The 19,772-nt window shown below is 60.1% G+C and carries 17 protein-coding genes, 2 tRNA genes and 1 pseudogene; 14 read left to right on the forward strand and 6 right to left on the reverse strand.

Features of this window, described 5'->3' with window-relative positions; all coding sequences use genetic code 11:
* Nucleotides 1-31: 31 nt before the first annotated feature.
* The 11 genes from recJ to phoB all read left to right on the forward strand — a co-directional run bounded on the left by recJ (nt 32) and on the right by phoB (nt 10,858).
* A complete protein-coding gene (gene recJ / locus GRI69_RS00785) occupies nt 32-1,819 on the forward strand; it encodes a single-stranded-DNA-specific exonuclease RecJ (protein ID WP_160726429.1) in 1,788 nt (595 codons plus the stop codon).
* 83 nt (nt 1,820-1,902) lie between these two features.
* A tRNA-Glu gene (locus GRI69_RS00790) sits at nt 1,903-1,977 on the forward strand.
* A gap of 47 nt (nt 1,978-2,024) precedes the next feature.
* Nucleotides 2,025-2,099 (forward strand) — tRNA-Glu (locus GRI69_RS00795).
* A gap of 68 nt (nt 2,100-2,167) precedes the next feature.
* Nucleotides 2,168-3,337 carry an ATP-binding protein gene (locus GRI69_RS00800; protein WP_160726430.1) on the forward strand — a complete coding sequence of 390 codons (1,170 nt, stop codon included), beginning with the start codon at nt 2,168-2,170 and terminating at the stop codon, nt 3,335-3,337.
* A 139-nt stretch (nt 3,338-3,476) separates the two neighbouring features.
* Nucleotides 3,477-4,817, forward strand: a complete 1,341-nt coding sequence (locus tag GRI69_RS00805) for an OprO/OprP family phosphate-selective porin (RefSeq protein ID WP_160726431.1) — start codon at nt 3,477-3,479, stop codon at nt 4,815-4,817.
* Between the two features lie 124 nt (nt 4,818-4,941).
* Nucleotides 4,942-5,991 (forward strand): substrate-binding domain-containing protein, encoded by a 1,050-nt coding sequence (locus tag GRI69_RS00810; RefSeq protein ID WP_160726432.1) that lies wholly within the window; start codon nt 4,942-4,944, stop codon nt 5,989-5,991.
* 18 nt (nt 5,992-6,009) lie between these two features.
* The gene (pstC, locus tag GRI69_RS00815; protein ID WP_160726433.1) at nt 6,010-7,395 is read left to right on the forward strand and encodes a phosphate ABC transporter permease subunit PstC; all 1,386 of its coding nucleotides are present in this window, start codon (nt 6,010-6,012) and stop codon (nt 7,393-7,395) included.
* Nucleotides 7,388-8,638, forward strand: coding sequence for a phosphate ABC transporter permease PstA (pstA, locus tag GRI69_RS00820; RefSeq protein ID WP_160726434.1), 1,251 nt, complete (start codon nt 7,388-7,390; stop codon nt 8,636-8,638). Before pstC ends, pstA begins: the two co-directional genes overlap by 8 nt.
* A complete protein-coding gene (gene pstB / locus GRI69_RS00825; RefSeq protein ID WP_160726435.1) occupies nt 8,632-9,423 on the forward strand; it encodes a phosphate ABC transporter ATP-binding protein PstB in 792 nt (263 codons plus the stop codon). The genes pstA and pstB overlap by 7 nt, the downstream gene beginning before the upstream one ends.
* A gap of 12 nt (nt 9,424-9,435) precedes the next feature.
* Nucleotides 9,436-10,107, forward strand: a complete 672-nt coding sequence (gene phoU, locus GRI69_RS00830; RefSeq protein WP_160726436.1) for a phosphate signaling complex protein PhoU — start codon at nt 9,436-9,438, stop codon at nt 10,105-10,107.
* A 61-nt stretch (nt 10,108-10,168) separates the two neighbouring features.
* The gene (gene phoB, locus GRI69_RS00835) at nt 10,169-10,858 is read left to right on the forward strand and encodes a phosphate regulon transcriptional regulator PhoB (protein ID WP_160726989.1); all 690 of its coding nucleotides are present in this window, start codon (nt 10,169-10,171) and stop codon (nt 10,856-10,858) included.
* Here the strand turns inward: phoB and GRI69_RS00840 are convergent, their stop codons facing one another.
* From GRI69_RS00840 to GRI69_RS00855, 4 genes are all read right to left on the reverse strand, one after another.
* Nucleotides 10,859-11,584, reverse strand: a complete 726-nt coding sequence (locus tag GRI69_RS00840; protein WP_160726437.1) for an extensin-like domain-containing protein — start codon at nt 11,582-11,584, stop codon at nt 10,859-10,861.
* Complete coding sequence (locus GRI69_RS00845) at nt 11,581-12,219, reverse strand: LysE family translocator (RefSeq protein ID WP_160726438.1); 639 nt, start codon at nt 12,217-12,219, stop codon at nt 11,581-11,583. The genes GRI69_RS00840 and GRI69_RS00845 overlap by 4 nt, the downstream gene beginning before the upstream one ends.
* A 75-nt stretch (nt 12,220-12,294) precedes the next feature.
* Nucleotides 12,295-13,731 (reverse strand): UdgX family uracil-DNA binding protein, encoded by a 1,437-nt coding sequence (locus GRI69_RS00850; RefSeq protein WP_160726439.1) that lies wholly within the window; start codon nt 13,729-13,731, stop codon nt 12,295-12,297.
* Nucleotides 13,728-14,972, reverse strand: a complete 1,245-nt coding sequence (locus GRI69_RS00855; RefSeq protein WP_160726440.1) for a putative DNA modification/repair radical SAM protein — start codon at nt 14,970-14,972, stop codon at nt 13,728-13,730. Before GRI69_RS00855 ends, GRI69_RS00850 begins: the two co-directional genes overlap by 4 nt.
* A 152-nt stretch (nt 14,973-15,124) precedes the next feature.
* Here GRI69_RS00855 and GRI69_RS00860 point away from each other — a divergent pair, with 152 nt between their 5' ends.
* From GRI69_RS00860 to GRI69_RS00870, 3 genes are all read left to right on the forward strand, one after another.
* A complete protein-coding gene (locus GRI69_RS00860) occupies nt 15,125-15,523 on the forward strand; it encodes a PilZ domain-containing protein (RefSeq protein ID WP_160726441.1) in 399 nt (132 codons plus the stop codon).
* Nucleotides 15,524-15,578: 55 nt separating this feature from the next.
* Complete coding sequence (locus tag GRI69_RS00865; protein ID WP_160726442.1) at nt 15,579-15,926, forward strand: hypothetical protein; 348 nt, start codon at nt 15,579-15,581, stop codon at nt 15,924-15,926.
* A gap of 78 nt (nt 15,927-16,004) precedes the next feature.
* The gene (locus GRI69_RS00870; RefSeq protein WP_160726443.1) at nt 16,005-16,490 is read left to right on the forward strand and encodes a pyridoxamine 5'-phosphate oxidase family protein; all 486 of its coding nucleotides are present in this window, start codon (nt 16,005-16,007) and stop codon (nt 16,488-16,490) included.
* A 65-nt stretch (nt 16,491-16,555) separates the two neighbouring features.
* Here the strand turns inward: GRI69_RS00870 and GRI69_RS00875 are convergent.
* A pseudogene (locus tag GRI69_RS00875) lies at nt 16,556-18,129 on the reverse strand (amino acid permease).
* 102 nt (nt 18,130-18,231) lie between these two features.
* Nucleotides 18,232-19,662, reverse strand: coding sequence for a sodium-dependent transporter (locus GRI69_RS00880; protein WP_160726444.1), 1,431 nt, complete (start codon nt 19,660-19,662; stop codon nt 18,232-18,234).
* Nucleotides 19,663-19,772: the final 110 nt, after the last annotated feature.

Consider the following 19,772-nt stretch of genomic DNA (forward strand, 5'->3'; position numbering starts at 1 on the left):
GCACGCAGGGCTCTCAAGGTAGGAGGCACGCATGGCTTCCACTGCCCTCCCCCAGGTTTTCGGCGTCTCGCAATCCCTCACTGGCCGCGCGTGGCGCTGGCGCGGAGGGAACATGGACCTCGGCCAGGGTCATCTGGCCGATGGCGAGGCGATCGTGCGGCAAATCCTGCTCGCGCGCGGGGTCGCGGCGGAAGACTTGCAACGACACCTTTCGCCGACTCTTAGGGATTTCCTGCCGGATCCGTCCGAATTCAAGGATATGGAGATTGCCGCCGATCGCATCGCCCAGGCGGTGCTGAGCGGCGAACGCATTACCATCTACGGCGATTATGACGTTGACGGTGCAACCAGTTCCGCCCTGCTGATCCGCCTGCTGCGTGATCTGGGCGTCGAAGCTGGCTATTACATACCGGACCGTCTGCTAGAAGGATATGGGCCGTCAGGAGAAGCGCTGGTCAAGCTTGCCGAAGCCGGCTCGAGCCTGATCGTGACGGTCGACTGCGGGGCCATGGCGCATGAAGCTCTTGCCATGGCGAGCGATGCGGGCGTCGATGTGATCGTGGTCGATCATCACAAATGTTCTCCCGATCTGCCGCGCGCCGCCGCGCTGGTGAACCCTAACCGTCTGGACGAGAACGACCTTGCGGCGGCGCACGGCCATTTGGCGGCGGTCGGCGTAGCCTTCCTGCTCGCTATTGCACTGGTGCGTACACTTCGCGCCCAAGGCTTTTTCGAGGATCGCAAGGAACCGGATCTGTTCGCCCTGCTCGATGTCGTGGCGCTGGGCACTGTGGCCGATGTCGCAGCGCTCCATGGCCTGAACCGGGCGTTCGTGGCGCAGGGGCTGAAGGTCATGGCACGGCGCGACAATATCGGCATGTCCGCGCTGATCGACGCCAGCCGGCTTAAACGCGTGCCTGCCTGTTCGGATCTTGGTTTCGCGCTGGGACCGCGCATCAATGCCGGTGGCCGCGTGGGAGAGTCCACGCTGGGCGTCCGCTTGCTGACCACCTTGGACCCGGAGGAAGCACGAAGCATTGCCGCGCAGCTTTCGGCTCTCAATGACGAGCGGCGCGCGATTGAGGCCGAGGTGCAACAGGCGGCAGAAGAGCAACTTGCAGGACAGCACAATCGCGCCGTGCACGTGGTTGCCGCGCGCGGATGGCATCCGGGCGTCATCGGTATCGTAGCGGGGCGGATCAAGGAAAAGACCGGCAAACCTTCGCTGGTCATCGCGCTCGACGGGGAAACCGGGGAAGGCAAGGGATCGGGACGTTCGATTTCCGGCGTGGATCTGGGTGCGGCCATCATCAGGGCACGCGAAGAAGGTCTGCTCGCCAAGGGCGGAGGTCACGCCATGGCAGCCGGACTGACTGTTCTGGAAGACAAGCTCGATGCCTTTGCCGACTGGATCAACGACCATCTCGAGGCGGCAGTTTCGCGTGCGGGCGAGAATAGCGAAATGCTGCTCGACCTTGCCGTTGCCCCCGGCGGACTAACACCGGAACTCGTGGAGGCGCTGGACGGCGGCGGCCCCTATGGCGTCGGATGGCCGGGACCCCGCGTGGCAGTCGGTCCGGTTAGACTGGTCAAGTGCGACATTGTCGGAACGGACCATGTTCGCCTGATCGCCAGCGGTGACGACGGCAAGAGCTTCAAGGGCATCGCCTTTCGTGCAGCTGAGAGCGATATGGGCCAGGCACTGCTCCACGCCTCGCGCGGGCGGAGGCTTTGGCTGGCTGGCCGCGTCAAGATCGACGACTGGGGAAGCCGCCCCCAGGCGGAACTGCATTTGGAGGATGCGGCGTTCGCCGATTGATCGCAAATCGCCCGATTGAGGGTTGACGGTTTTTTCCCTCCCGCCTAAGTGCGCCGCCACGCCACCGACCCGGTAACGGGACTGGCCCCTTCGTCTAGCGGTTAGGACGCGGCCCTTTCACGGCTGAAACACGGGTTCGATTCCCGTAGGGGTCACCATCGGTGGCGTTATTGCATCTGCAATCTGCACCAAGTGCCACGCCTGTGGCCCCTTCGTCTAGCGGTTAGGACGCGGCCCTTTCACGGCTGAAACACGGGTTCGATTCCCGTAGGGGTCACCATCTCCTTGATGACAAATCGACAGTCGCACTAGCGCGCCGGGCCCGGCCTCGCTAAGCGCGAGCACGCTATGAGCGAAAGCCCCTTTCCCTGGTCCGGTTTTGCGCTGGCTCTCGCAACGGCAGTTGGCCTCATTGCGCTTGGCCTTCCACCACTACCGATCCTCCTCATGCTGCTCGTCTGGGCGGGTTCACTCTGGCTTGTCGGTTCGACCCCGCCCCCGCCTGCGCCAGCAAATGGTAATGGCGGTATTTCGCGCGACATGATGGGCGATCTCGTCGAGCATTCCGAGACCCCTGTGATCGTAACGGAGGCTGGCCGCGTGATCATCGCCAACCTCGCCTCGCGGCGCCTTCTGGGTTCACATATTCTCGGACAGGACGTGCGCATGGCGCTCCGCCAGCCCGAAGCTGTCAGCCTGCTCGAAAGCGGCGAAGACGGAGCAGCAGTGGTCCGCGGGCTCGCCCGGCGAAAGGACATCTGGCGGATCAACAGGAAAAACCTGGATGGCGGGCTTTCCATTGTCGAGTTCGTGAACAAGACGGCGGAGGCGGACATCAGCCGCGCGCACACCGATTTCGTGGCCAATGCCAGCCACGAGTTGCGCACACCGCTCGCCTCGATCCTCGGCTATGTCGAAACGCTGCGCGAGGATGTTGAAAATTTCGATCCGAAGATCGGCGACAAGTTCCTGGCCACCATCCAGCGCGAAGGGCGCCGCCTGCAGGATCTTGTCAGCGACCTCATGTCGCTCTCTCGTATCGAGGCGGAAAAGCACGACCTGCCAAGCGATACCATCGATTTCGGCAGGCTGGTGGAACGTGCAGCACGCGATGCCGCCGGCGATCGCGCCGAAAGGCTCGACATCGAGGCTCATGGCGACTTCCGCGTTTGCGGTGATGAACAGCAGTTAGAGCAGCTCGTGCGCAACCTCGTCGACAACGGACTCAAATATGGTGACGAGGACAAACTTGTGACCATCCGCCTCCAGCCGCAGGGCGACAAGCGCGTGGTGCTATCTGTCCAGGATCGCGGCGACGGGATCGCCCCCGAGCACCTGCCCCACCTGACGCGTCGCTTTTATCGAACTGATCCCGGCCGGAGCCGCGCATCCGGAGGTACGGGTCTCGGACTCGCCATCGTGAAGCACATCGTCGAGCGCCACCGCGGCAAGCTCGCGGTCGAAAGTACTCTTGGGGAGGGTACGCGGGTCAAGGTCACTCTTCCGCTGGATCTTTGAGTCGGCAAGATCGAGGATATGCATGGCTGCGTCCGGGGCGCTTTCAGCCGCCACGATGCCGCACGGGTTGTGTCATAAAGACGTAATAGAGCGGTCATAGATGCGACGCCGGATCGTAACCTTGTAAGAGATTCGTAACATGAATACCGCTTTCCGGCTTTCAGTCGTCGCGACGGCATTGAGTTGCACCGTCGCCACTCCGGTCTTTGCTCAGGATACCCACGCATCCACCGAGGAAGAGCTGGCGACCATGCGCTCGCAACTGCGCACACTGGTTACTCGCATCGATCAGCTCGAAAACGAGCTCGCGGAAACCAAAGCCGCAAATGGCGCTGTGATCGCCGCCAATGCGCAAAGCGCCGCGCCTACTGCCGACCCCGCGCCGCCAGGGGAACTCACTGATTCCGACGGCTGGAGTTTTAAGCCTCGCGGTCGGCTGATGTTCGACGCAGGTACGATAAGCGCACCCGAAACGACCGGCGCCGACGATGGCTTCGGTAATGAGGTCCGCCGCGCCCGCCTCGGCGCTTCGGGCGACATTCCCGGCGGCTTTGGATACAAGTTCGAACTCGACTTTGCCGGGAATGAAGTCGAGGCGGCCGATGCTTACCTTTCCTATGCTGATGGACCGCTTGAAGTGATCGTCGGTCATCACAACAATTTCCAGTCGCTCGAAGAACTGACCAGCTCGCTCCATACGAGTTTCATCGAACGCGCGGCTTTTACCGATGCCTTCGGCTTCGAGCGGCGCATCGGTATTTCGGGCAGCTATGAGTCGGGGATCGTCCGTGCACAGGCTGGTGTCTTCACGGACAATTTCGACGATACGGGCACAGACAATCGCAGCATCGACGGCAGGTTGGTGCTCATGCCGGAAATGGGCGAGGCTCAACTCCATTTCGGCGGATCGCTTCATTACAATAAATTCGGTGAAGACGACGCAAGTGCCCGCTATCGCCAGCGTCCGCTGGTGCACTTCGCCTCCACCCGGTTCGTCGACTCCGGCGATCTTGGTGCAGAAAGCGAATTTGGCTTGGGCATGGAAGCCGCTGCGATCAGCGGACCTTTCCATGCCGCTGCCGAAGGCTTCTGGCAGAATGTGGATATGCCGATTGCGGCCAACCCGACATTCTTCGGTGGCTATGCCGAAGTGGGCTATTTCCTGACCAATGGCGATACACGAGGTTACAAAGGCGGAAAGTTCGATCGCACCAAACCGGTCAACCCGGTTGGCGAAGGCGGCTTGGGTTCGCTGCAGGTAAACCTTCGTTACGACCACCTCGATCTCAGCGATGCAGGAATAATCGGAGGTGTGCAGAACGGTTACCAGGCATCTTTGGTTTGGAAGCCAACCGACTACACTCTTTTCAGTCTGAACTATGGCCGGATGGACTACGAGGATGCTGTACTGCCAACTGCGGAGGGCGACACGAATTATGGTGTCGATGTCGTTGGCGTGCGCGCGCAGGTCGATTTCTAACTGCAATGTCGCTAAGGGCACTGCGGATTCGCGGTGCCACGAAACGAAAGTCACACTCTTGTCGTCAACACGTAACAATTTCGCGCTTCTGCGCGGCTAGTGGACATCTAAGGGGTACCAACCAATGACCAAGACCATCAAATTCGCTTTTGTCGCGGCTTCGGCCCTGGCGCTTGCAGCATGCGGCGGCAATAGCGCTGGCGGCGGCGCTTCGCGTGACCAGATCAAGGCAGTCGGTTCTTCAACCGTCTATCCTTTTGCCAAAGCGGTTTCGGAAACCTTCACCCGCTCGAACCCTGAGTTCAAGTCGCCGATCATCGAATCGACGGGTACCGGCGGCGGCATCAAGTTGTTCTGCCAGGGTATCGGCGCGGCCACACCGGACATCGCCAATGCATCGCGCCGGATGAAGCCAGCCGAGTTCGAGAGCTGCCAGCAGAATGGCGTAACCGACATCATCGAAATCCAGGTTGGACTCGACGGTATTGCCCTGGCTTCGGCGCAGGGCGGCATTCAGATGAACCTGACGCCGAAAATGGTCTACGAGGCGCTGGCTGCTTCGCCTTATGGCGGTGAACAAACCAACCAGACCTGGTCCGACGTCGATCCCTCGCTCCCGAATGTGGAAATCCTCGTTTACGGTCCGCCGAGCACTTCCGGTACGCGTGACGCGCTCAAGGAACTCATCCTCGAGATTGGTTGCGATACGAACCCCGAAATGGAAGCACTCAAGGAAAGCGACGAAGATCGCCATGCACAGCTGTGCACCGAAGTTCGCAGCGATGGAAAATACGTCGATCAGGGCGAGCAGGACAATCTGATTGTCCAGAAGATCGAAGGTAATCCCAATGCCGTGGGGATTTTCGGCTACTCCTACCTTGAGGAAAACGCCGACAAAGTGCAGGGCCTCAACATGAACGGTGTTGCCCCGACCTACGAAAATATCGCAAACTTCGAATATCCGGGGGCGCGCCCGCTTTATATCTACGTAAAGAAGGCGCACCTCGATGCCATCCAGGGCCTCGAGGAATTTCTCGCCCAATGGACGACAATGTGGGGCCGGGACGGTCAGCTCGCACAAATCGGCCTCGTCGCAAATCCCGAAGACGTGATGGCCCGATCAATGTCGGCTGCCACGAACTTCGACACCCTCGACGGCGCGGAACTCAACTAAAGGCTGTATGTAAGCACGATGTCGCTGACCCTCCTGCTCCTCCTGGCCCTTGGGCTCGGGCTCGCCGGATGGTTGGCGGCTCGTGCACGCGCATGGTCGTTCCGGCGTGCCAGCCCCGACGGGCGGCTGGCCAGCCTTCCCAGCTATCACGCTTGGTATGTGGCGCTCTGGATAATCCTGCCCGTACTGATTTTCGTCGCAATCTGGAGCGCGATCGCACCGGGTCTGATCACCCAATCGGTTCTTGCCGCGCCAGCAGCAGACCAGCTCCCCGCTTTCGGCTTCCAGCGCCAGACCATCCTCAATGAAGCGCGTGCCGTCGCAACCGGCGCAGCTCAGGGCGTCTTCAATCCACTCGCGCGCGAATTCGTGGAGCCCTATCGGGAGGCGATAAGCCGCTACAACTGGATCGGCGTCATCGTCACGCTGGCGATCGCTTTTCTTGGCGGTGTCTACGCTTTCCTCCGCCTCAAACCCGATTTCGCCGCCCGCAACCGCGTGGAGAAGATCGTTATGGCGATTCTGCTCGGAGCATCGCTGGTCGCCATCCTGACCACGCTGGGAATTTTCGTCAGTCTCGTATTCGAAACCATTCGCTTCTTCGGCATGGTAAACCCGATCGATTTCCTCTTCGGGCTCCATTGGGGACCCGACCCCATGTCCAGTGCAGATAATCCGGATCCGAGCCGCTATGGTGCAATTCCGCTGTTCTGGGGCACTTTGTTCATTGGAGCGATCATAGCCATGATCGTGGCCATTCCGCTCGGGCTCATGAGCGCGATATATCTTACCCAATACGCCAAACCTGCAGTCCGCGCGTGGGTGAAACCGGCGCTGGAAATCCTCGCCGGCGTACCGACGGTGGTCTATGGCTATTTTGCAGCCCTGACCATTGCCCCCGCCATTCGCGATTTTGCCATCTCGCTCGGCGCTTCGAGCGCTTCGAGCGAAAGCGCGCTTGCGGCAGGTCTAGTCATGGGTGTGATGATTATTCCTTTTGTCAGTTCGATGGCTGACGATAGCATTGCTGCCGTCCCACAGACGATGCGCGATGGCAGTCTGGCCATGGGCGCCACCACCAACGAAACCATCCGCCGCGTGCTCGTACCCGCTGCATTGCCTGGTATCGTCGCCGGCGTGATGCTGGCGATCAGCCGCGCAATCGGGGAAACCATGATCGTCGTCATGGCGGCCTCGACGGCAGCGAACCTTAGCGCCAACCCGCTCGACTCCATGACCACGGTGACGGTTCAAATCGTTGCCATGCTGACGGGCGAAGGCAGCTTCGACCACCCGGCGACGCTGAGCGCATTCGCGCTGGGATTCGTGCTCTTTCTCGTCACCCTCGGGCTGAATTTCATCGCCTTGCGCGTCGTAAAGAGGTTCCGCGAAGCTTATGAGTGAGCAGATCGCCCCCACGCGTACGCCCGTATTCGAAGCGCGGCTGAAAAAGCGGTACGCCGCCGAAAAGCGCTTCAGGTCCATCGGCCTTGCGGCCATCGTCTTCTCGATCGCGGTGCTCGTCTATCTTCTCGGAACGATGACGATAAACGGAATTGGCGGCTTACAGCGCGCCGAAGTATCGGTGCCGATCGACTTCACCCAAGCCGGAATCTCCGCCGATCCCGCTGTTATGGGTACATCGGAAGCGACACAGTCGCTCGAGGCCCAGGGTCTGCCGCAGGTCGTGGAATATTTCGCCGACCAGGCGCTTGGCGAAGAGGGCGCTGCCCAAATCGGAGGGCAGGCCTGGCGCGATGTGGCGGCTGCGATTGCGGCCGATCCGGGCATTGTCGAACGGCAGGAAACCTTCTGGCTCCCCGCCAGTGCCAACCTTGCCTCGGGTTACGAGGGTGAAGGCTCGCCGGAGATGCAAGCTCTCGCCGACAGTCTTGCCGCAGAAGGCAAGCTTGAGAAGAATTTCGACGTAGGTTTTTTCAGCCGCGCCGACGCCACCAATCCGCAGCAAGTCGGCATCTGGGGCGCACTTAAGGGTTCAATCCTCACCATGATCGTGACGCTCGCGCTGGCTTTCCCGATCGGGGTCCTCGCCGCCCTTTATCTGGAAGAATATGCGCCGAAGAACAGATGGACGGACCTGATCGAGCTTTCGATCAACAATCTGGCGGCAGTTCCTTCGATCATTTTCGGTCTGCTTGGCCTGGCGGTGTTTCTCACGATCTTTCCGAACCTTCGCTCGGCCCCGCTGATCGGCGGTATGACTCTTGCCCTGATGACCATGCCGGTAATCGTCATTGCCGGCCGCAACGCCATCAAGGCAGTCCCGCCGAGTATCCGCGACGGCGCACTTGCCGTCGGCGCGAGCCCCGTGCAGGTGGTGTTCCACCATGTCTTGCCGCTGGCCCTGCCCGGTATCCTGACCGGCACGATCATCGGCATGGCCCGGGCGCTTGGTGAAACCGCGCCTTTGCTGATGATCGGGATGCGTGCTTTCGTAGCCTCCCCGCCCGATAGCTTCACATCGCCTGCCACTGTCCTGCCGATGCAGATTTTCCTCTGGTCGGACGAGATCGACCGCGGTTTCGTGGAGCGCACGAGTGCTGCTATCATCGTCCTCTTGGTGTTCCTCCTCGTGATGAACGGCCTCGCAATCTACCTGCGCAACAAATTCGAGAAAAAATGGTGACTGTAGTTCACGAAAACCTTGAGAACACCGACGCCAAGATGAGTGCGCGGGACGTGTCCGTATTCTACGGAGACAAGAAGGCGATCGATAATGTTTCGATTGATATCCCCACTCGTTACGTGACCGCCTTTATTGGCCCGTCCGGCTGTGGAAAATCAACATTCCTGCGCACTCTCAACAGAATGAACGACACGATCCCCTCGGCGCGGGTAGAAGGCGAGATCACTCTTGATGACGAGGACATATATTCGCCCCGCCTCGACGTGGTGCAGCTGCGGGCCCGCGTGGGTATGGTTTTTCAAAAGCCCAACCCGTTTCCGAAGACGATCTATGAGAACGTAGCCTACGGCCCCAAGATTCACGGATTTGCGGAGGGCAAAGACGAACTCGATGCAGTGGTCGAAAAGTCGCTGCGCCGTGCGGGTCTGTGGGAAGAGGTCAAGGATCGGCTACAGGACAGCGGCACTGCACTCTCAGGCGGTCAGCAGCAGCGCCTGTGTATCGCGCGCGCTATTGCCGTCGATCCCGAAGTCATCCTGATGGACGAGCCCTGCTCTGCCCTCGATCCGATCGCCACGGCCAAGATCGAGGAATTGATCGATGAACTGAATGGCCGTTATGCTATCGTGATCGTTACCCACTCGATGCAGCAGGCTGCACGTGTCAGCCAGAGAACGGCGTTCTTCCATCTGGGAAAGATGGTGGAATATGGGCGCACTTCTGACATATTCACAAACCCGATCGAGCAGCGGACCCAGGATTACATCACCGGACGCTATGGCTAAGGCTTTGAGACAATGAACGAACATACCGTAAAAGCCTTCGATGAAGACATCACCCGTCTGCGCGGTCTGATCGCGGAAATGGGCGGGCTGGCCGAAGTCGCCATACAGGAAGCGCTCGATGCGCTGGTGCGGGGCGATGACGAACTCGCCAAGAAGGTCGTCAAGAACGACAAGAAGATCGACAAGCTCGAAAGCGAAGTGGACAAGCTCTCGGTTCGCATCATCGCGCTCCGGGCCCCAATGGCCGACGATCTCCGCGAAGTCATCGCCGCGTTGAAGATTGCCGGTGTCGTGGAACGCATTGGTGATTATTCGAAGAATATCGCCAAGGCGAGCCGTCAGATCGGTGACAACCGCAAGAAGTTCGAGCCGCTGACCTTGCTACCTGCAATGGCCGAAGTCGCCAGCGAGATGGTTCACGACGTGCTGACCGCCTATGCTGCACGCGATGCCGAACTAGCACGAGAGGTGATCGCTACCGACGAGAAGGTCGATGCCTTCTACAATTCGATCTTCCGCAACCTCGTCAGCCACATGGTCGAGAACCCTTCGACCATTTCGAGTGCAGCCCAGCTGCTGTTCGTAGCGCGCAACCTTGAACGCATCGGCGACCATGCCACCAACGTGGCAGAAATGGTTCATTTCGCTGCCACGGGTACTTATCCGCCCGATGAGGACGGTTGACACAATTCTGTAGCTTGAGGGTCATACTGCTGTGTCGAAGAAACTGCAGGAAGGGGCCAAGGTGCAGGCTGGCAAGCTACTTCTCGTAGAGGACGATCCCGCCCTCTCGGAACTTCTCGAATACCGCTTTTCCAACGAGGGCTACGGCGTTCGCACCACTGCGGATGGCGATGAAGCATTGCTTCTCGCTGCGGAAGATGTGCCGGACCTGGTCATCCTCGACTGGATGATAGAAGGCACCAGCGGGATCGAAGTCTGTCGGCGCCTTCGGCGAGACAAGACCACCGCCCATGTTCCGATCATCATGCTCACTGCGCGCGAGGCGGAAGACGATCGCATTCGCGGGCTCGAAACCGGTGCCGACGATTACCTGACAAAGCCCTTTTCGCCACGCGAGCTTCTTGCACGCGTAGCAGCAGTGATGCGTCGCATCCGCCCGGTCCTCGCCGGGGAGTCCATCGAGGTAGGTGATCTGACCCTCGACCCGGTCGCCCACAAGGTGACGCGCCGGGGCAATGTTCTCAAGCTCGGACCGACCGAATACCGTCTGCTCAAGTTCTTCATGGAAAGCCCAGGCCGCGTCTTTAGCCGCAACCAGCTACTCGACGGAGTTTGGGGCACTGAAAGCGACATCGAACTGCGTACCGTCGACGTGCACATTCGCCGGCTACGCAAGGCGCTTGAGATCGACGGCGCCAAGGACCCGGTTCGCACTGTGCGCAGCGCGGGCTATTCGCTCGAAGCGGCCTGATCAGCGGCAGACGCCGGTCCAGCGGTCGTCCATGTCGAAGTGGAAATGATCGGCATGGGCCGCATTGTAATCGGGTGAAAGCACGGTAGAAAACGCTCCGCAGGCGCCGTCGCGCACCTCGCGCAGGAAACGTTGCTTGTCGCCTTCGCCCTGCCAATCTGACAGAACGCTGATCCGGGTACCGTCTTCGAGAACAAATCCGGCGATATCAATTGCATTTGCGGTAGCATGTTCGCTCCACGGGCCGTCGTTCCGACCGTACAATCTGCGGCAGGAATATGATCCCAGATGCTCGATGCTGGCGACCTCGCTGCCGAACAGCTCCTGCGCCGCCGGATCGAGCGTATCGCGCTTCCACAACTCCATCGCGACCGCGACCGGACATGTAGTGGCGGGCGCTGCCGGGGTGAGCGGATAACCCGATAGCCGGGTGCGATCCCCGCGCCGACATTCGCCTTCGCCTGCCGGTTCCAGAACGTCGAAAGGAACCTCGCTTCGTTCAAGCACTGCTCGGCAGGTCGGCACGTCGTCCCTCAGTGCCACCAGCTTCTGCTGCGTGGCCCAGCCCTTCGGATCATTGAGGTCCAGCGGCGCCCAGGGATTGTGTTCGGGGTGCGCGGCGAGCCAGCTGCGTCCGGCAATGAACAGTCCTGCCAGAACCAGCAGCAGCAGCACGCGCCGGTCGAAGATGAACGTTCCGATGCGCCGCGAAAAGGTGAGTTTCAAAGCTGCGTCCCATAGAGATCGGCCGCGATTGCAGCCGCTATCAGGATAAATACGATCCCGATGGCCCGATCGATCCAGCGCCGTGTGGCGGCGCGCTCCATTGTCTTTGCCAGCCGCTTGCCCGCACCGATGTATAACCAGCCAACCAGTAGATCGAGCACCAGTGCGATAACCGCGAGAACAAGGATCTGCCACCCGACCGCCCTACCCGGATCGACGAAGGGCGGAATGATCGCGACCATGTATACGAGCGACTTGGGGTTGCCGATCGCAACTGCAATCCCTTCGCGGAAGGCGTGTGCCGAGGGCTGTTGTGCCGGTTCGGCATTATCATCCGCGACCGCGTGGAAGGAGTGGCGGACAGCCTTTACGCCGAGCCATGCAAGATAGAGAACCCCAACGACAGCAAGCAGACGAAAGGCCAACGGATAGGTTCTGGCCAAAGTGCCAAGACCCAGCGCAGCGGCTAACCACCATACAATATAGCCGATCTGCATGCCCAATAGCGCGGCCCAACCGGATCGTGCCCCGCGCCAGACCGCCTGGCCCATGACGAACATCATGGAGGGGCCGGGCACGATGCTGGTCGTGGCGGTCACGAGTGCAAAGGCCAGCAGTCTTTCCGGATCGAACATGGCGCGCGCCCTAGCGATCGTCTCAATGGAAGTCGCGCGATTTCGGGATGATGCGCGCCGCATCACTTCGGCATGTCACGTGAGTTCTTCCAGACGCTCCTTCACTGCGGCGAGATCGGCGTCGAACAGCCGGGCCTGTTCATCACGCGCTGCGCCATCCAGGCGGAGCAGGTAAGAGGGGTGCGCGGTGACCCAGAGCTCGCTGCCGTCCTCCAACGCAATGGGCGCGCCCCGGACCTTCGAAATACTTACCGTCTTGCCCAGCATGCCTCGCGCCGCGCTCGCCCCCATGGCGAGCACAATCTTGGGCTGCACGATTGCCCGTTCGCTCTCGATCCACCAGCGGCATGTGTCGATCTCCTTTGCGCCCGGGTTCTGGTGCAGCCGCCGCTTGCCCCGCTGGACGTATTTGAAATGCTTGACCGCATTGGTGACGTAGGATGCACGGCGGTCGATACCGACCTTGTCGAGGTGCACGTCGAGCAATTGTCCGGCCGGGCCGACGAAGGGGCGGCCCGACCGGTCCTCCTGGTCGCCCGGCTGTTCGCCCACGATCATCAGTGCGGCATTCTGCGGCCCCTCACCCATCACCGGTTGGTTATCGAGACTGCCGATGGGGCACTTGCGGCAGGCGTGTATCGCCTTGTCGATCTCCCCCAGCGTTTCGGGACGTTCCTCGAATTCCAACGTGCCCTTCTCGACCATGGCGGCCTCCCGCTTCTGCGCGCCCGCCACCAGTTCGGGAATGAGCGCGGCTTCGGGCATGTTTTTCCAATACTTCTTGGGCATTTCCTTGAGCATGGCCCCGATCTTCAAACGCGCAGGGTTGAAGATCGATGCGTAATAGGTGCGCCAGAGATCTTCCATCGGATCGCCGCCAGGCGCATCGCTGCGCTGCGCGGGCGGGCCTTCGGACATGGTCTCTCCATCCCAGTGCAGGCTACCGCGCGGGGTCAGGATCGACCAGCGCATGTTGGCAAAGCGCCGCATAAAGAAACCCGCGTTGGCGCGCAGGATGTGATGCTCGGGTTGGAACCAGGCGACGTAATGCTCGCCTGCCTCTTCCTTTTCGCTTTCCACCAGCCGGAAGCGGACAAAGGCGTGCATCTTGTGGCTGTCGCGCCGAACGTTCTTGTCGAGTTCTTCTATCCGACGAACATCGGAATCGGCCTTGTCCTCCATAATGCCGGGATTGGCCTGCAGCCGCCACAGAAGGCGATAGAGGACCGCAAAACGTTCGGTATCGGAATGGAGAATGGCGTTGCGCGCCAGCTGCACGAAGCGGCGATTTGCGCGAACAATAGGCGCACTTTCGGGCGGCACAGGCATCCTGCGTTCCCCATCTGCGAAGAGATCACCGCTGCCCCCCGGCTCTACCCAGGCGATCCGGTCGGGCGGCACGTCGCACTGGACAAGCGCACGCGCTCTCTCACGCCAGAAGTCGAAATCGTCTGCTTCAGGCAGATGCACCACGTAATAGGTGCCGAGCTTGACCTGCCGGAGCGCGGTCATGCTGCAAACAGCTCCAGTTGCTCGGTCCTTGGCGCAAGCAGGCTGCGCAGGTCGGCGCGGTCGGTCAGCATCACCGGCCGCCAGTCCACGGTGCAGATGAAAGGTCGGACCTTGGTGATCGACTGCGTGAGCAACGCCACATCGTCGAGCCTCAGCGCACGGTGACGGCGGCTCGCCAATATCTTGGCGACCGCTTTCACCCCGAGGCCCGGCACACGCAGCAATTGCTCCTTGCTCGCCCGATTTACATCGACCGGAAACGCCTCACGGAATTTCAGAGCCCAGGCGAGCTTGGGATCGATATCGAGCGGCAGGTTGCCGTCCGCCTCGGTCGCCTGCATAACTTCCGACGGCTTGTATCCATAGAAGCGCATCAGCCAGTCCGACTGGTAAAGCCGGTGTTCGCGGATCAGCGGCGGACGCTTCAAGGGAAGCACCGCGCTCGCATCGGGGATTGGCGAGAAGGCACTGTAATACACGCGGCGCAGGCGAAAATTGTCGTAGAGTCGGCTTGCCTTGCCCACGATATCGGCATCGGTCGCGGCGTCTGCGCCGACGATCATCTGCGTCGATTGGCCTGCGGGGGCGAAGCGCGGTGCGTACTTGAACCTCTTGCGCGCGTCTTTCGCTTCGGCGAGATCCGATCTCACCTTGCCCATCGCGCCTTCGATCTGGCGTGCGTCCTTGTCGGGCGCGAGGCGGGTGAGACCGCTATCGGTCGGCAGTTCGACATTGATCGAGACGCGGTCGGCATAAAGCCCCGCCTGATGAACGATCTCCGCATCCGCTTCGGGGATGGTCTTGAGATGGATGTAGCCGCGAAAATCATGCTCCTCGCGCAATATCCGGGCGACCTCGACGATCTGCTCCATCGTGTGGTTCGAGTTCTTCACGATACCCGAGGAGAGGAACAACCCCTCGATATAGTTGCGCCGGTAGAAAGCGAGCGTGAGATCGACCACTTCCTGCGGATTGAAACGGGCGCGCGCCACGTTCGAGCTCTTTCGATTGACGCAGTAATGGCAGTCGAACACGCAGTGATTGGTCAGCAATATCTTGAGTAGAGAAATGCAGCGGCCATCGGGCGCATAAGCGTGACAGATACCCATCCCCTCGGTCGAACCTATGCCCTTGCCAGCAAGACTGTTCTTCTTCGCTGTGCCGGAAGATGCACAGGAAGCATCGTATTTCGCCGCATCCGCGAGAATCCCGAGCTTTTGAAGAACAGAGTGGGCAGCCATTTGTTCGCTATACGTTCCGCCACGGGATTCGCCAATGTCAAAAGGCATATGAAAGGCAGCAAGCCATTTTCTAACGCTGTATCAACCATGTCATCGAAGTCCATCTTAACCATTCCAAGGCAGGTTTTACCGGCGTTAAGAAGGACAAGTGCTTGGCCCTATTCCAGAAATCACCCGCGCTGAAGCAGGGCGAGCGTCGTGCCGTGCAGCGATACACGGTCGATTGCGCGGCGAAGCTCAAAATGCCCGGGGGCGATCGCAAAGGCCGTCTGTCGGATCTTTCTGAAGCAGGTGCGCGCTTCGATACGCAAGACCCACCGCAGAAAGGCGTATCGGGTTTACTGGCATGGGGCGATCACGAGTTTTTCGGCAAGATTGCTTGGGCGAACGAAAACAGCTGCGGTATGATCTTCGAACGTCCCATTCCGCCATCCATCGTGGAAAGCACGTGCGAGATAGTGGAAGTGCAGGCCGGTCCGGTGGCGAATTTCGGCAACATTCCCGTTGCCAAACGCGGTCGCCGAGCCTCCCTCGTCTCGCGCGACAGCTGACACGTTCAGCCCGGTGCAACCTTGTCTGCTGCACCCGCGTGAAGGAGGCAAATTCATGAAATCTTTCGTTACCGCCGGCTTGGCGCTGTCGGCCCTGCCCTGTGCTTTATCCGCGCAGGACTACTCCGCTGACAACGAGAACCGCGATACATCCTTCAAACGCTGTGTCTCGGCAACAACGCTCGTGCCTCCGTTCAACAATACACCCGGCGCCCTCGAACAATCGCGTGTTGCAGCGACCACGGTCGAGAGCATCCGCCATCGTCGCGGAGAGGCCGCTTATCGCGTGTGCAACACCAGCGCATTGGCTCCGGAAATTTCGCAGGTCCAGGGTATCGACGAGAAGCCACTCACCGACGAGGAAATGCGTAAACTCGATCCCCAGGGCACTCCTGCCGACTAGGGCACAATCCAGGATGGCAGCCGGGACCAAATGTGGGCCTCACTCATTGAGAGATTAAACCCCACTTAGGAGACCCTCATGAAACATGCCGAAGGCAATCCCGACGAACTCAAGACGAAATTCTGGAAGGCGCTGGCCGACAGCCCGTTCCTTTTTCTCCAGCTTAATGGTGACAGCTCCACAGCCGTCCCGATGAGTCCCCAGCTCGACAAGGATGCAAACAGCTCGATCTGGTTCTTCACCCATACCAAGAGCGATTTCTGCAAGCTCGGCCCGGTGACCGCGACCTTTGAAAGCAAGGGCCACGATATCTTCGCCCGCTTCAACGGAAATCTGGTCAAGGAAACCAGCCAGGAACGCTTCGATCAGTTCTGGAACAACTTCGTCGAAGCCTGGTACGATGGCGGCAAGGACGATCCCGACATCTTCTTCATGCGCATGGATTTGGGCGACGCCGAAATCTGGAACGGGGACATAGGCCTGCTCAACACAGCTAAGATGGCACTCGGCATGAACGTCCACGAAGAGGCGGAAGAACGCCACGTCGACAAGGTCAACATCTGACCCGCCCGTAGCAGTGATACGAACTGAAAAGGCCGCTCCGATTGGGGCGGCCCTTTCTTGTTAGGTTAAGCCTTCGGCGGATGGATGGGAATCATCGTTTCCTCACCCGCAACATCGTCGATGACTTCAACAATACCCTGTCCGAGATGGCTGTTTCTCCGGCCATAGCCGAAATATACGACCAGCCCGATCACCGTCCATACTGGCAACACCATCATCGCAGCGCTTGGCAGGTTGAGGAACAGGAAGGCGCATCCGCCGATGGTTGCCGGTCCGACAAGCCAGAGCATGGGCGTACGGAAATCGCGTTTCCTGTCAGGCGCAGTCCGTCGCAACACCATCACCGCAACTGCCACCATCAGGAAGGCGTATAGAGTACCGGCATTGGCAATATCCGCCAGCTGGCCGACTGGGAAGAAAGCTGCACCCACGGCCACGATTACCCCCGTCAGGATGGTCACGACATAGTCTTCCAGCGTGGATGCACTTTCGAAAGTCCCTCAGGCAGCAGCCCGTCACGGCTCATCACGAAAAAGATGCGCGTCTGAGCGAACAGCAGCACGAGAATTACCGAAGGTAGAGCCAGGAAAGCGGCAATGCCCAGCATGTTGCCGATCCCCGAAAACCCGATCTGGCGAAGGACATGGGCCAATGCCTCATTCGAACAGACCAGTGCATCGGAATATGCCGGAAGCGCGCATTGCCGCGCCAATTCTTCGGACCCTGCCGGGAAGGGAATTCCCCCCGGCCCCATGATGGGCTGTCCGCCGATCGTACCGATCGCTCCAGCCGCCACCAAGATGTAGAAGACGGTGCAGAATACCAGCGAACCGACGAGGCCGATCGGCACATTGCGTTGCGGGTTCTTCGTCTCTTCCGCCGCCGTGGAAACCGCATCGAAGCCGACATAGGCGAAGAAAATCGTAGCCGCCGCACCGACCGCGCCCACACCCGTACCGAAACCACCGAAAATGCCGGCGGGCAGGAACGGGTTGAACTTGTCCGGATCGAAATAGGCGCTGGTCAGCGTCAGTCCGATGAAGACGGTCAGCGCTGCCACCTTGATCGCAACAAGGATCGCGTTGACCTTGGCACTTTCGCTGGTGCCAATCATCAGCAACCACGTCACGAGCAGGGCGATGACGAACGCGGGAAGATTGATGAAACCGCCGGGCTCGCCGCCCAACGCGAGCGGCCCAGCAGCCAACCACTGCGGCAAAGCGATACCGAGGAATTCGTTCAGGATCGTCCCGCTGAAATAGCCCGACCAGCCTACGGAAACTGCCGATGCTGCGATGGCATATTCGAGGATCAGCGCCCAACCAACCGTCCAGGCGAGCAATTCGCCCATAGTGGCATAGCTATAGGTATAGGCGGAGCCCGCTACCGGTATCATCGAGGCGATTTCGGCGTAGCATAATGCGGCGACGATACAGACCGCCCCCGCTATGACAAAGGCCAGCATCAGACCCGGGCCCGCTTTCTGGGCACCGGCAGAGGTCAGCACGAATATCCCCGTGCCGATGATGCAACCTATGCCGAACAACATGAGCTGCAGCGCGCCTAACGAACGGTGCAGGGACTTCTTTTGCGCCGCCGCCAAGATGGCGTCGAGCGGCTTCACTCTGTCGAGGATCATTTCTGGCCGATGGGCTCCACCGGTCCGCAGCGGGCCCTCCCCGCTCTGCCAACCGGAGTGCGCTCAATACGCGCGATTCTCCGGTTGGAAAAGAGAGATTCGTCAGGCGCCTAAGATACTTGGGAACAGACCGGTCACGAGGATGATCGTAACCGCAATCGGGCACAACCACGCGATAAGGAAACGCCACACGCCGAATGCCAGTGGCGAAAGACCGGTGGTTGTCCGCAAGAGGTTCGCATCGGCCTTCCAGCCGATGAAGATCGAGGTCAGCAATGCGCCCAGCGGCAGCATGACCTTGCCGGTAAAACCGTCAATCGTATCGAGGATGTCGGTATTCTCGAACAGCGACCAGAAACCTAGCGGACGCACGTCGGCCAGCACATTGTAGCCAAGCAGGCAGAGCACTCCGATCAGCAGGGCACCGACGCCGAACACCAAGGCGGATTTCGCCCGGCTCCAACCCAGTTCACCGATGCCCCATGCAGTTGGCACCTCGAGCAGCGAGATCGAACTGGTCACCGCGGCCACAAGGATCAGAACGAAGAAGAGGAAGCCGAACAGGGCGCCTCCGGGCATGGTCTGGAAAGCAAACGGGAGGGTCTGGAAAACCAGCGTCGGGCCGGCAGCAGGGTCAAGCCCAACCGCGAAAACGATCGGGAAGATCATCAGGCCGGCAAGCAGCGCCACGCTGGTATCCGCGACCGCGATTATCGCCGCGGTGCCGCCAAGATTGCTCTTTTCCTTGATGTAAGAGCCATAGGTAATGAGACCCGCCACGCCGAGTGAGAGCGAGAAAAGCGCTTGGCCCAGAGCCGAGTTCATGACCTGCGGAGTCAGCTTAGACCAGTCCGGGGTGAACAGGAAGGCCGCCGCCTCTGCGATATCGCCCTCGATCGCGCCATAAATCACGAGGCCGAACAGCAACACGAAGAAGGCGGGCATGAGATAAGTTGCTGCCTTTTCAATTCCCGAGCTTACCCCGCGGGCCACGATGTAAAGCGTCAAACCCATGAAGACGAGATGCATGGCAAGCAGCAGGCCGGGGCTGGCAAACATATCACCGAGGCGTTGCTGGATCTGTGCTTCGTTCTCACCGGCCAGTGCGCCGCGGAATGGATCCCCCGCCATGATCGCCTGAAGGAAATCCCAGCCCATGACGCCGGCGTAATAAAGCACCCACCCCGCCACTACCGAATAGAACGATACGATGAGAAACGCGGCGACCGCCCCGATTCCGCCGAAGATCGACCATCTGTGCGAGGCCTTGGAATCCTGCGCCACCTTGCGGATCGAGCCGACCGCATCGGTTTGGCCAACTCGGCCAATGAAGATCTCGGAGAGCACCAACGGTAGCCCGAGCAGGAAGACGCAGCCGATATAGAAAATGACGAAAGCGCCGCCCCCGCTTTCCCCGGCAAGCGTAGGAAAACGCCAGATATTTCCAAGACCAACTGCTGCACCGACGGCAGCGAGAATGAATGCGGAACGTGAGGACCAACCCTCACCGGTGGTTTTGCCAGCGGCGACCATTTACGTGATTTCCCTCTCGATTGTCGGCGCTTGCCGCGCCCTTATGTACGCGAGGCTTAAAGCACGGAATCCGCCATTGTCCAAGCCTCGCTTCCAACTGTCGACAGGGC

Origin of the sequence: Qipengyuania vulgaris, assembly GCF_009827325.1 — a bacterium.
GTDB lineage: Bacteria > Pseudomonadota > Alphaproteobacteria > Sphingomonadales > Sphingomonadaceae > Qipengyuania > Qipengyuania vulgaris.

Coding starts and splice junctions, on each gene's coding strand:
- recJ (WP_160726429.1), top strand. CDS start 32: ATGGCTTCCACTGCCCTCCCCCAGGTTTTCGGCGTCTCGCAATCCCTC.
- GRI69_RS00800 (WP_160726430.1), top strand. CDS start 2,168: ATGAGCGAAAGCCCCTTTCCCTGGTCCGGTTTTGCGCTGGCTCTCGCA.
- GRI69_RS00805 (WP_160726431.1), top strand. CDS start 3,477: ATGAATACCGCTTTCCGGCTTTCAGTCGTCGCGACGGCATTGAGTTGC.
- GRI69_RS00810 (WP_160726432.1), top strand. CDS start 4,942: ATGACCAAGACCATCAAATTCGCTTTTGTCGCGGCTTCGGCCCTGGCG.
- pstC (WP_160726433.1), top strand. CDS start 6,010: ATGTCGCTGACCCTCCTGCTCCTCCTGGCCCTTGGGCTCGGGCTCGCC.
- pstA (WP_160726434.1), top strand. CDS start 7,388: ATGAGTGAGCAGATCGCCCCCACGCGTACGCCCGTATTCGAAGCGCGG.
- pstB (WP_160726435.1), top strand. CDS start 8,632: ATGGTGACTGTAGTTCACGAAAACCTTGAGAACACCGACGCCAAGATG.
- phoU (WP_160726436.1), top strand. CDS start 9,436: ATGAACGAACATACCGTAAAAGCCTTCGATGAAGACATCACCCGTCTG.
- GRI69_RS00845 (WP_160726438.1), bottom strand. CDS start 12,219: ATGTTCGATCCGGAAAGACTGCTGGCCTTTGCACTCGTGACCGCCACG.
- GRI69_RS00850 (WP_160726439.1), bottom strand. CDS start 13,731: ATGACCGCGCTCCGGCAGGTCAAGCTCGGCACCTATTACGTGGTGCAT.
- GRI69_RS00855 (WP_160726440.1), bottom strand. CDS start 14,972: ATGGCTGCCCACTCTGTTCTTCAAAAGCTCGGGATTCTCGCGGATGCG.
- GRI69_RS00865 (WP_160726442.1), top strand. CDS start 15,579: ATGAAATCTTTCGTTACCGCCGGCTTGGCGCTGTCGGCCCTGCCCTGT.
- GRI69_RS00870 (WP_160726443.1), top strand. CDS start 16,005: ATGAAACATGCCGAAGGCAATCCCGACGAACTCAAGACGAAATTCTGG.
- GRI69_RS00880 (WP_160726444.1), bottom strand. CDS start 19,662: ATGGTCGCCGCTGGCAAAACCACCGGTGAGGGTTGGTCCTCACGTTCC.